We start from the raw sequence: 11,117 nt of genomic DNA on the forward strand, positions 1-11,117 counted from the left end.
GCATTCTCATGCACGTTCATCCGGGGCCTCCGGGCTAGAGTTTGGCGCTTCGCAACCCCAGCCTCTCAGCACCGCCCCGGGTGAACAACCTTCATAGCTTCGACAGCTAGCTGAAATCTTCAGGTCAGTTCACCGGAAGCCACGGAGGTCTCAATCGCCCGAAACCGGGTCGAGATCTTCCTCGGCCGTCTGCGGGCCGTCGCGCCTTCCACGATAGAGAATGATGCCGCCCCACACGATGACGCTGAGCGCCAGTACGATCAGCGCCGGCCATTGAGCCATCTGCATGTTGTTTCCACCCTGTTTTTTGACGATGCAATCACAGGTTCGCAGGCGGCGCTACTCAGTTTGAGAAAAAGGGTACGATTTCGCGGATCGGCGTTACGCGCAAAGTCCCTCTCTGATGGAGAAAGGGATCAAGCGCCCCCTACCCCGCCGACCTCAGCGCGGCGCCCTCGCCCCGCTCGCCCGCCAGATAGCCCGCCACCGCCTCGCCCGGCATCGGCCGCGCGAACAGGAAGCCCTGCACCACGCGGCAGCCCAGCGGCTGCAGCAGCACCAGTTGTTCGGGCGCCTCGACGCCCTCGACCACGCAGTCGAGGCCGAGGTTGCGGCAGAGGTCGAGGATGGTCTTGACGATGGCCCGGCGCTTGTCGGCCGCTTCGAGGCCGCGCATGAAGCTGCCGTCGATCTTCAGCTTGTCGATCGGCAGGCGGTGCACGTAGCTGAGGCTGGAATAGCCGGCCCCGAAGTCGTCGAGCGCGATGCGCACGCCCAGCGCCTTCAGCGTGGCCAGCGAGCGGGCGGCCTGGTCGAAGTCGCGCATGACCGCCGTCTCGGTGATCTCCAGGTCGATGCGCTCGGGCGCGACCCTGCTCTGCTCGATGATCGCCACGATGCGGGCGATCTGCTCGGGCGAGGCGATATCGCGGGCCGACAGGTTGAACGACAGGCGCACGTCGCCTGGCCAGGACGCCGCCGCCTTCAGCGCCCAGGACAGCAGCACCGGCGACATGGCCGCGATCAGGCCGGAACGCTCGGCCACCGGCACGAAATCGCCCGGCGACACCACGCCCAGGGTCGGGCTGGTCCAGCGGGCCAGGGCCTCGAAGCCGACGGTGCGCCCCTCGCGAATGTCGACCAGCGGCTGGAAGGCCAGACTGAACTCGGCGTCCATGTCGGCATGGCGCAGGGCCTGCTCGATCATGCCCGAGGCCTTGATGGCCGTCTCGTGGTCGGCCGAGAACACCACCGCCGCGCCGCGCACGTTCTGCTTGGCGTGATAGAGGGCGTAGTCGGCGCGCTCGTAGAGCAGGTTCGGCGCGGTCGCCGCCTGCGGATAGACCGCAAAGCCCACCGAGCCGGAGACCTGGGCGGTCACGCCCGGGAAGCTGTAGGGCTCGCGCAGGGCCGCGCAGAGATCCGCGCCCAGGGCTTGCAGGGCGTCGGCGTCGAGGTCGCCCTCGATGATCAGGCCGTACTCGTCGCCGCCCAGGCGGGCCACGAACAGCGGCTGACCATGGTCGCGGCTGAGCCGGTCGCCGGCCTCGACCAGCACCCTGTCGCCGATCGCGTGGCCATAGGCGTCGTTGACCGGCTTGAAGCCGTCCAGGTCGATGACCCCTACGGCGAAGCGCGCGCCCGAGGCGGCGGCCGCGTCGGTCACCCGCTGCAGGCGGGCGAAGAACTGGCGGCGATTGGGCAGGCCCGTCAGGACGTCGAGATTGGCCAGGCGCAGATAGTCGTCGCTGAGGCTCTGGATCTCGGCCTGGCGCTCCTGGAGCCCGCGCTGGGACTCCACCAGGTTCGAAAAGTCGCGGTACGAGATCAGCAGGATGACCAGCATGGTCACCGCCACCAGCGCCATGTTGAAGCCGATGGCCGAGAGGACGGGATTGCCGCTGACCAGCAGGAAGACCGTGATCGGCCCCACGACGATGGCGGTCAGCAGCAGGGCCGCCGCCCGCATGTGCATCATGCAGAACACGCAGCCGATGGCCGTGATGGCCATGTAGAACACCACGTGCGCCTTGCCGAAGGCGTCGCCGTAGGGGAACAGCGCAAAGGCCCAGAAGGTGAAGCCGCAGCCCAGCACGCCGGCGAAGACCAGGGTCTGGCGCAGCAGCCGCCGGGCGGCCGCGTGATCGATGGCGGTCTTCTGCGCGCGCCACCAGATCACCAGCCGCGCCAGGCTGATCACGCCCAGCAGCCCCGGAAACCCCAGCGTCAGCAGCGGCGGGCTGCTGTGCAGGTGGGTGGCCGAGAGCGCGATCGTGTTGACCAGCACCAGCGCGTACATCATCGGCACCTGGCGCGAGAAGGCGCGGACCTGGGCTTTCAGAAGTTCGGGCGTGGGCGGAGCGGGTCGGAACCAGGACAAACGGGGCATCGCGGCGGCTTCGGATAGAGGCCGTTCGTGCGCCCATCACCTTTAATGCTTGCTTATCAGCGACTTGCGCGGGCGCGCGGCGCTAAGCCGCACGTCATTTGTTACAGTCGTCGATAGCCCGCCACGCGCCTGGCCCAGACGGCGTGGTCGTCGATGGCCGCCTCGTCGGGCAGGCTCGGGACGAGGGACTCGGCCTCCAGCAGCCAGCGATTGGCGTCGCAGTAGCGATCGGCCCGGCCGAAACGCACCACGTCGTCGACCATGGCCCGCAGCAGCACGGTGGCGGCCAGCGGATAGCGGTGCTCCAGCAGGCGGGCGGCGGGCTCCAGCACATCGGGCCGGTCGCCGTGCAGGGCCGGGCCGCGCTCCATCACGAGCCTGGCCGCGCCGGCGGCGGAGGGCCAGGCGGTCAGGAAGGCCAGGGCCTTGAACGGGTCGGGATAGGTCTGGGCGTAGGCCAGCGCCTGATCCTCGGCCTCGACGTCCTCGAAGTCGGGCAGGCCCTTGAGGAAGGCCCGCAAGCCCTCGACCGACAGGGTGGCCTTGAAGCCGGCCCAGCGCATGGCCTGGGCTTCCAGCGCCTCCCCCGAAGCCTCCAGCGCGGCGATGCGGGCCTGGCTCCAGGCGACGGCGCCGGGGTCGGCCTGCTCGGCCAGGCTCGCGCCCGGCGCCGAGCGGTCGAGGGCGGCCAGGGCCTGGGCCACCTGACCCACGGCCAGATGGCGGCGGGCGATCTGCGCCCCGATCGGCGGCAGCACCTGCTGGGACTCGGTGAACAGGGCCGCGAAGCCCTCGACGTCGCCTTCCAGGTCGGCCAGCACCTGGGCGGCGGCGCGCAGGCGAGGATCGGGACGGCGCTGGGCGGCCAGGCGCTCGCGCACCTTGGCCCGCAGCACGGTCACCGCGTCGCCGGCCAGGGCCGGGGCCGCGGCCCGCAGCAGGTCGACCGACAGTTTGGTCGAGGCCTCTGTGACGAAGGCCAGCAGCGAGTCGGCCAGATAGCGGCTGTCCAGCGTCAGGGCCTTGGGCGACAGGCGCGCGACGTCGGCCACGGCCTGGTCGAACACGGCCGCCAGTTCGCCCTTGGGGTCCTTGATCCGGCCTTCCAGGTCTTCGGACACCCGCACCAGCCGCACCAGCACCGGCACGGCGATGTCAGGGTCCAGCTCACCCAGCTTGCCGCCGGCGGCGGCGCGGTGGGCGTCCAGATCGCGGACGAAGTCCTTGAACTTGCGCCAGTTGATGCGCGCGCCGCTGCCGGCGATGGCGTCGATGCGCTTGTCGATCTCGGCGGCGAGGTCGGCCGCCCCCACCTCGCCCAGCAAAGCCAGCTTCAGGCGGCGCTTGATCGAGGCGTGGCCGTCGGCGACCTCGATCAGCAGGGCCGCCAGGGCCTCCGGGCCCAGGTGCGCGAGATTGGCCGCGTTGACCGACTTGCGCGGCGCGGCCTTCTTGGCCGCCTTGGGAGCGGCCTTGGGCTTGGGTTCGGCCAACCGCCCTCTCCTAGTGAGCCGCCTTCTTGCGCGGAATGAAGTGCAGCACGCCGGCGATGACGCCGCCGACCACCAGTCCGACGACAGCCGAGCCGATGGCCATGGCCAGCCAGCCGGTGACCGGACCGATGGCCGGAACCTGGCCGGCCCAGTGCTGCGCGCCCTCGACCCAGGCGGGGATCGGCGTCAGGTGGAAGTGGTGCAGGCCGTGGACGATGATGCCGCCGCCGACCCACAGCATGGCCGCGGTGCCGATATAGGCCAGGCTGCTCATGACCACGGGCATGGCCTTGACCAGGCCGCGGCCGAACTTCTGGGTCGGGGCGCGCGGGCTCTTGGCCATGTGCAGGCCGATATCGTCCATCTTCACGATCAGCGCGACGACGCCATAGACCAGGATGGTGATGACCACGCCGACCAGGGCCAGGGCGGCGGCCTGGATCGGCAGCGACATGCCGCTGACGTCGGCCAGGGCGATGGCCATGATCTCGGCCGACAGGATCAGGTCGGTGCGGATGGCGCCGGCGACCTTCTGCTTTTCAAGCTCGGGACCGCTGAGGGCCAGGTCTTCGGTCTCGACCTCGTCCCCGTGGGGGACGAACATCTCAATGATCTTCTCGGTGGCCTCGAAGGCCAGATAGGCGCCGCCCAGCATCAGGATCGGCGTCACCGCCCAGGGCGCGAAGGCGCTGAGCAGCAGCGCGCCCGGCAGCAGGAACAGCAGCTTGTTGCGTAGCGAACCGACGGCGATCTTGGCGACGATCGGCAACTCGCGGTCGGGCGTGAAGCCCATGGCGTAGCCGGGGGTTACGGCGGCGTCGTCGACGACAACGCCCACGGCCTTGGTGCCCGCCTTGCCGGCGGCCGCGCCGATGTCGTCCACCGAGGCGGCGGCGATCTTGGCGATGCCGGCGACGTCATCCAGAAGCGCGACGAGACCCGAGGGCATGAAAGGACCTTGCGTGGATTCGGCCGCCCAGCGCGGCCTGATGAAGAGCGCCCTGCGTAAGGGCTCGCCGCTCGCGGGTAAAGGGCGCGAACGGCGATCGTGGGAGGAACGCGCGCGCCAAGGCCGCGTTGCTGCGCCATGGCCTCGACCGCGAACAGAAGCAGCGCCCATGTCGTCGTCTACGCGGCCCTGGCCGGCAACCTGGCCATCGCCGCGACCAAGTTCATCGCCTTCGCCCTGACCGGCTCGTCGGCGATGCTGACCGAGGCCATCCACTCCAGCGTCGACACCGGCAACCAGGGCCTGCTGCTGCTGGGCCTGGCCCGCGCCCGCAAGAAGCCCAGCGCCAGCCACCCGTTCGGCTACGGCATGGAGGTCTATTTCTGGTCGTTCGTGGTGGCGTTGATGATCTTCGCCCTGGGCGGCGCCTTCTCGATCTACGAGGGGATCATCAAGATCCGCAGCCCCGAGGCCATCGACCGGCCCTGGATCAACTTCGTCGTTCTGGGCCTGGCGGCGGTCTTCGAGGGCGGCTCGTTCCTGGTGGCCCTGCGCGAGTTCAAGACCCTGCGCGGCGACGCCCCGTTCTTTGCCGCCATCCGCCGCAGCAAGGACCCGTCGATCTTCGCGGTGCTGCTGGAAGACGGCGCGGCCCTGGCGGGGCTGGCCATCGCCGCCCTGGGCGTGGCCGGAGCGGTTCTGGGCCTGCCCTGGGCCGACGGCGCGGCCTCGGTGGCGATCGGCGTGCTGCTGGTCGTCGTCGCCGTCTTCCTGGCCAACGAGACCCGCAGCCTGCTGACCGGCGAGGCCGCCTCCCCGCGCATCGTCGCCCAGGTGCGCCAGGTCCTGGAAGCCGACCCGCGCATCGACAGCGTCGCCGAGGTGCTGAGCATGCACCTGGGGCCTCAGGAGATCCTGCTGGGCGTCACCCTCGACTTCCAGGACCACCTGACCGCCGCCGACATCGAAGCCGCCAGCGACCACTTCGCCGACCTGATCCAGGGCGTCGACAGGCGCATCACCCGGGTGTTCGTGCGCTCGGGCCGGGCGCGCGAGGCCTATGCGCGGCGGCTCGCCCGGCAATGAACGCCTGGTTCCGGAACCCTGCCCGCCGCCGGCGATCGCCAGGTTCCAGACCGTGACGATCATCGACTGGGGACGGCGTCTCCGGCGACGTGCGCAAGGCCCCCCTATCGCGCCAGCCGCTTGCGATTGGCGCGCACCTTGGCGCGGTAGTGCTTCACCACCGCCCGGGTCGCCGCGTCCGGCGCCTGCGGCAGGCCGCCGGTCCAGAACTTCAGGCCGATGTCGGCGGCGGCCGCCATCTTTTCGGTGGTCATGCGCACCGCCTCGGCCTGGGCCTTCGCGCCGCCGCCGGCCAGGACCATGGTCCGCAGGCCGATGACGGTGGAAGCCTCCAGGCCCAGGGCCCAGGCGTCCATCAGCGTCGAGGGCCAGTCATCCTTGCGGCGCGCCATGGCGAAACTCCCTTTTCCGCAAGGGGATCGCGCGAGGCCCAGGAGCGGTTCCGCGCCGGGTGCGACATCGGGAAACTCGACGGAACAAAAGAAGAACTATAGACCGTGCGAATGGCCGTTCTCGATATCCGCCGCAAGCTCGCCATCCTCGCCGACGCCGCCAAGTACGACGCCTCCTGCGCCTCATCGGGCGGGGAGAAGCGCGACTCCGTGGGCGGCAAGGGCGTAGGCTCCACCGAGGGCATGGGCATCTGCCACGCCTACGCCCCCGACGGCCGCTGCATCAGCCTGCTGAAAATCCTGCTGACCAACTTCTGCATCTACGACTGCGCCTACTGCATCAACCGGGTATCGTCGAACACGCTCCGGGCGCGGTTTTCGGTAAAGGAGGTCGTCGACCTCACCCTCAACTTCTACAAGCGCAACTACATCGAGGGCCTGTTCCTGTCGTCGGGCGTGATCCGCAACGGCGACTACACGATGGAGGAGATGGTCCGGATTGCGAAGTCCTTGCGGCTGGAGCACGACTTCCGGGGCTATATCCATCTCAAGCTGATCCCCGAGGCGTCGCCGGAGCTCGCCGCCGAGGCCGGGCTCTATGCCGACCGGGTGTCGATCAACATCGAACTGCCGCGCGACGACAGCCTGAAGTCCCTGGCCCCCGAGAAGGACGTCGGCGACATCAAGCGGGCCATGGGCCGCATGCGGCTGGCCATCGACGAGCGCGCCGAGCCGGCCCGCAAGGCCGCCCGCAAGACCTTCGCCCGCAGCCAGTCGACCCAGCTGATCGTCGGCGCCGACGCGGCGAAGGACGGCGACATCCTGGCCCGCAGCGCCTCGCTTTACGGCGCCTATCGCCTCAGCCGCGTCTACTATTCGGCCTTCAGCCCGATCCCGGACGCCAGTCACCGCCTGCCCTCGGCCCGCCCCCCGCTGCTGCGCGAGCACCGCCTCTACCAGGCCGACTGGCTGATGCGGTTCTACGGCTTCGCCCAGCCCGAGATCATCGGCGAGGGCGAGGACCTCGACCTCTCGGTCGATCCCAAGACCGCCTGGGCCCTGCGCCATCGCGACAGGTTTCCGGTCGACATCAACCTGGCCGACCGCGAGACCCTGCTGCGCGTACCGGGCCTGGGAGCCAAGGCGGTCGACCGCATCCTGCTGGCCCGCAGACAGGCGCGGCTGACCATCGACGACCTCAGGCGCGTGGGCGCGGTGGTCAAGCGGGCCAGGGCGTTCGTCGTCGCCGAGGGCTGGACGCCGGGCATGGCCACCGACGGCGAACACCTGAAAGCCCGCCTGGTCGAACCGGCCCAGCTGAGCCTGTTCTGATGCGGGTGGTGCGCCTCTCCTCCGAGATCGACTTCGACGGCTGGCGCAGGGCGGCTCGCGATCTGCGCGCCGAAGGCGTTTCGCCCGAGACCGTGATCTGGACGGTCGAGCGCGACCTGTTCGAGGCCGCGCCGATCGAAAAGCCTGCGCCCGCCGCCCGCGCCTTCACCGTGCCGCCGGCCTTCGTCGAGCTGGCGCGGTCGGTGGTGCTGCACCGGTCCAGCGAGCGCCTTTCCCTGCTCTATCGCCTGCTGTGGCGGCTGGAGCGCGAGCCCCGGCTGATCGACAATCCGGCCGATCCCGACGTGGCCAAGGCCCGCGACATGGCCAAGGCGGTCGGCCGGGCGATCCACAAGATGCACGCCTTCGTGCGCTTTCGCCTCGTCGAGACCGATCCGGAAACCTACGCGGCCTGGTTCGAACCGGCCCATCGCGTCACCGAGGCCGCCGCGCCGTTCTTCGCGCGCCGCTTCACCAACATGACCTGGACGATCCTGACGCCCGACGCCTGCGTGGCCTGGGACGGCGCGAGCCTGAAGGTGTCGGACGGCGCCGATCCGGCCGAGGCGCCCTCGGAAGACGCCCAGGAGGAGCTGTGGCGCACCTACTACGCCTCGATCTTCAACCCGGCGCGCCTGAACGAGAGGATGATGCGCCAGGAAATGCCCAAGCGGTACTGGCGCAACCTTCCCGAGGCCCGTCTCATTCCTCAACTGATCGAAACCGCCCAGGAGCGCGCCGCCGCCATGGTCGCCGCATCCCCCTCCCCCGCCCCCGACCGCGTGCTGAAGGCCGCCCTGCGCCAGGCCCGCGACGGCTCCTACAACGGCGACGTCCCCACCAGCCTCGACGAAGTGGCGGCCGCCGTACAGGTCTGCCGGCGCTGCGACCTCTGGCGCGATGCGACGCAAGGCGTGGCGGGAGAAGGCGCGGCCCATGCGCCGCTGATGTTCGTCGGCGAACAGCCGGGCGACCAGGAGGATCTGGCGGGCCGCCCGTTCGTCGGCCCCGCCGGCCAGGTGTTCAACCAGGCCCTGGAGGAAGCCGGCGTCCCACGCGATCGCACCTTCATCACCAACGCCGTGAAACACTTCAAGCACGAGCCTCGCGGCAAGCGCCGCATCCACAAGACCCCTGACCGCGGCGAGGTGCAGGCCTGCCGCTGGTGGCTGGACGCCGAGCGGCGGCTGGTGCGGCCCCGGGTGATCGTCGCCCTGGGCGCCACCGCGGCCCATGCGGTGATGGGCAAGGCCACCCCCATCGCCGCCAATCGCGGCCGGCCGCTGCAACTGCCGGATCAAGGCCAGGCGGTGGTGACCTATCACCCCTCCTTCCTGCTGCGCCTGCCCGACGCCGACGCACGCGAGCGGGCGCGGGCCGAATTCGTCGAGGATCTGCGCCTTGCGGGCGAGCTTGCAAGACTGATCGACTGAAGCGAGCAAGCACGCTCGCCTGACGAGCGGTCCGCGCAAAAAATCTGCTCAAACTTTCGGCGACGTCCGTTGGCGCGCAATCCCTTGCCCCGCCTCGTAATACTTGACGCCGGAACCGGGCGCATAAGCCTTCCCCGCCGCCCGGGCGCCCGTTCGCCTCTTGCCACGACGGCGCTGCCGGGGTTGGTTCCCGGCCGGGGAAGAGGGCGATGACAGCAGACGACGAAGAGCGGCGCGCCTGGTTCCGGAGGGAGATCCTGCCCCTGGAGCCCAGGCTTCTGGCCTACGCGCGAAAGTTCTGCCGCGACGGCGAGACCGATCCGGAGGATCTGGTCCACGACGCCTTCACCCGCGTTATCGCCTGCAAGACCTGGCGCGAGATCGCCAACCCCGCCGCCTTCGCCTCGCGCACCCTGCGCAACGTGGCCTTCGACGGCCTGCGCCGCCGCAAGGTCCTGACCATCACCGCCGTCGCCGACTTCGAGCTGATCGGCGGCATGGACGAGACCCCCGGCCCCGAGGCCACGCTGGTGTCGCGCGACGAGCTGCGCCAGCTGCGCGAAGCGATATCGGAACTGCCGACACAATGTCGGCGTGTATTCACCCTTCGGAAAGTTTATAGCCTGTCGCCGGGCGAGATAGCGGTCCGCATGGGTCTGTCCGTCTCAACGGTGGAGAAGCACCTGATCAAGGGGCTTCGCTATTGTTCCGAAAAGCTGGGCCGCGCGGGCGCGACCCAGCCAGTGCGTATCGACGAAGGGCGTTCATGGGCCGGGAAGCGGGATCGCGACGCGAAGCGGTGAGAGCGGCCGCCGCCGAATGGGCGGTGCGGCTGTCCGATCCCGCCTGCGCGGATGATACGCGCGCGGCCTTCGAGGCCTGGCGCGCCGAGAGCTTCGAGAACGAGGCCGCCTTCGAACGCGCCCACGCCGCCTGGGAGCGGACCGAGCGCCTGCGCGCCTTCAAGCCGGGACACGCCAAGCCGGACGCCGACCTGTTCGCGCCCGATGAGACGCCGCGCCGCATCTTCGACCGCCGCTCGCCCTGGACGCTGATGGCCGCCGTGGCCGCCGTGGCCGGCGTGGTCGGGACCGGGGTGATGACCGCCACGGCCTCGACCGCCTACGCCACCGATATCGGCGAGCGCCGGGTCGTGGTCCTGGCCGACAACAGCCGCATCGAGCTCAACACCGACAGCAAGGTCGTGGTCAGCTATCGCGGCGGCGTGCGCGAGGTGAAGCTGGTCAAGGGCGAGGCCCTGTTCGAGGCCGCCGCCGACAGGCGCCCCTTCGTGGTCAAGGCCCGCGACTCCCGCATCGAGACCGCCGCTGGCGAGCTGTCGGTGCGCCTGGGCGCCGAGAACGCCTCCGTCACCGTGCGCCGCGGCGCGGTCGAGGTGGAGCCCGATGGCAAAGGTCCAGCCAGGCAGACGAAGATCGCGGCCGGCACGGCCATGGTCTATGGCCCTACGGGCAGCCACGCCCAGCCGCTGTCGGACGCCGAGATGGACCGGGCCCTGGCCTGGCGGCAAGGCGCCATCGCCCTGAACGGCCAGTCGCTGAGCCAGGCCGTGGCCGAGTTCAACCGCTACAACCGCCGCAAGGTGCGCATCGCCGACCCCTCGATCGCCGACCTGCGCCTGGCCGGCTACTTCCAGAGCACCGAACCCATGGCCTTCGTCACCGCCGTGACCCACACCTTCCCGGTGCGGGTCAGCGAAGGCGAGGACGGCGTGATCCGGCTGGCCCGGAAGGGGTAGACAGGCGGGCTCCGCCGCGTCGGCCGTTTTCCTCCTCCCGTAAAATCCCCGCGAAAGCGGGCCTAACGGGGATAGACGTTGCTCCATCCACGGCGAGTTCGTCAAAGAACCGAACGAACTCAAACCCTTGCAACTTTCTCACCCAAACTTATCAGACGCGCTCAGCCCCAGTGCATAATCAAAGCCGTCCCCGCCATGGGGAGGGCTCTTGGTACCGGCCCAAGCGTGGCGAGGACCGCATCGAGCGGGGCCGCAAGGCGCGTATCGGGAAGGCGGGAGAGGGT

Annotated in this window: 10 protein-coding genes; 5 read left to right on the forward strand and 5 right to left on the reverse strand. The window is 69.8% G+C overall.

The window, feature by feature from the left end; genetic code table 11:
- Positions 1-150 precede the first annotated feature (150 nt).
- The 4 genes from DDF67_RS25485 to DDF67_RS05985 form a co-directional block, all read right to left on the reverse strand.
- A complete protein-coding gene (locus DDF67_RS25485) occupies positions 151-288 on the reverse strand; it encodes a hypothetical protein (RefSeq protein ID WP_158278003.1) in 138 nt (45 codons plus the stop codon).
- Positions 289-427: 139 nt separating this feature from the next.
- Positions 428-2,389, reverse strand: coding sequence for a putative bifunctional diguanylate cyclase/phosphodiesterase (locus DDF67_RS05975; RefSeq protein WP_109100012.1), 1,962 nt, complete (start codon positions 2,387-2,389; stop codon positions 428-430).
- A gap of 101 nt (positions 2,390-2,490) precedes the next feature.
- Positions 2,491-3,882 (reverse strand): DUF6880 family protein, encoded by a 1,392-nt coding sequence (locus DDF67_RS05980; RefSeq protein ID WP_109100013.1) that lies wholly within the window; start codon positions 3,880-3,882, stop codon positions 2,491-2,493.
- A 10-nt stretch (positions 3,883-3,892) separates the two neighbouring features.
- Positions 3,893-4,831 carry a DUF808 domain-containing protein gene (locus DDF67_RS05985; RefSeq protein ID WP_109100014.1) on the reverse strand — a complete coding sequence of 313 codons (939 nt, stop codon included), beginning with the start codon at positions 4,829-4,831 and terminating at the stop codon, positions 3,893-3,895.
- A 138-nt stretch (positions 4,832-4,969) separates the two neighbouring features.
- Between DDF67_RS05985 and DDF67_RS05990 the strand changes: the two genes are divergently transcribed.
- On the forward strand, positions 4,970-5,917 hold the full coding sequence (locus DDF67_RS05990; RefSeq protein ID WP_109100015.1) for a cation diffusion facilitator family transporter: 948 nt from the start codon (positions 4,970-4,972) through the stop codon (positions 5,915-5,917).
- 104 nt (positions 5,918-6,021) lie between these two features.
- Here the strand turns inward: DDF67_RS05990 and DDF67_RS05995 are convergent, their stop codons facing one another.
- Positions 6,022-6,309 (reverse strand): hypothetical protein, encoded by a 288-nt coding sequence (locus DDF67_RS05995; RefSeq protein ID WP_199229170.1) that lies wholly within the window; start codon positions 6,307-6,309, stop codon positions 6,022-6,024.
- A gap of 111 nt (positions 6,310-6,420) precedes the next feature.
- On the opposite strand from DDF67_RS05995, the gene DDF67_RS06000 reads away from it, so the two are divergent.
- The 4 genes from DDF67_RS06000 to DDF67_RS06015 all read left to right on the forward strand — a co-directional run bounded on the left by DDF67_RS06000 (position 6,421) and on the right by DDF67_RS06015 (position 10,833).
- The gene (locus DDF67_RS06000) at positions 6,421-7,641 is read left to right on the forward strand and encodes a putative DNA modification/repair radical SAM protein (RefSeq protein WP_109100016.1); all 1,221 of its coding nucleotides are present in this window, start codon (positions 6,421-6,423) and stop codon (positions 7,639-7,641) included.
- A complete protein-coding gene (locus DDF67_RS06005; RefSeq protein ID WP_109100017.1) occupies positions 7,641-9,074 on the forward strand; it encodes a UdgX family uracil-DNA binding protein in 1,434 nt (477 codons plus the stop codon). The genes DDF67_RS06000 and DDF67_RS06005 overlap by 1 nt, the downstream gene beginning before the upstream one ends.
- Before the next feature lie 209 nt (positions 9,075-9,283).
- Positions 9,284-9,877 (forward strand): RNA polymerase sigma factor, encoded by a 594-nt coding sequence (locus tag DDF67_RS06010; protein WP_109100018.1) that lies wholly within the window; start codon positions 9,284-9,286, stop codon positions 9,875-9,877.
- Positions 9,874-10,833 carry a FecR family protein gene (locus DDF67_RS06015; protein WP_233247559.1) on the forward strand — a complete coding sequence of 320 codons (960 nt, stop codon included), beginning with the start codon at positions 9,874-9,876 and terminating at the stop codon, positions 10,831-10,833. Before DDF67_RS06010 ends, DDF67_RS06015 begins: the two co-directional genes overlap by 4 nt.
- Positions 10,834-11,117: the final 284 nt, after the last annotated feature.

The organism is Caulobacter endophyticus (assembly GCF_003116815.1).
Lineage (GTDB): Bacteria > Pseudomonadota > Alphaproteobacteria > Caulobacterales > Caulobacteraceae > Caulobacter > Caulobacter endophyticus.

Bases quoted from the DNA above. Each gene is read 5' to 3' on its own strand.
- DDF67_RS25485 (WP_158278003.1), bottom strand. From the start codon at position 288: ATGCAGATGGCTCAATGGCCGGCGCTGATCGTACTGGCGCTCAGCGTC.
- DDF67_RS05975 (WP_109100012.1), bottom strand. From the start codon at position 2,389: ATGCCCCGTTTGTCCTGGTTCCGACCCGCTCCGCCCACGCCCGAACTT.
- DDF67_RS05985 (WP_109100014.1), bottom strand. From the start codon at position 4,831: ATGCCCTCGGGTCTCGTCGCGCTTCTGGATGACGTCGCCGGCATCGCC.
- DDF67_RS05990 (WP_109100015.1), top strand. From the start codon at position 4,970: ATGGCCTCGACCGCGAACAGAAGCAGCGCCCATGTCGTCGTCTACGCG.
- DDF67_RS05995 (WP_199229170.1), bottom strand. From the start codon at position 6,309: ATGGCGCGCCGCAAGGATGACTGGCCCTCGACGCTGATGGACGCCTGG.
- DDF67_RS06000 (WP_109100016.1), top strand. From the start codon at position 6,421: ATGGCCGTTCTCGATATCCGCCGCAAGCTCGCCATCCTCGCCGACGCC.
- DDF67_RS06005 (WP_109100017.1), top strand. From the start codon at position 7,641: ATGCGGGTGGTGCGCCTCTCCTCCGAGATCGACTTCGACGGCTGGCGC.
- DDF67_RS06010 (WP_109100018.1), top strand. From the start codon at position 9,284: ATGACAGCAGACGACGAAGAGCGGCGCGCCTGGTTCCGGAGGGAGATC.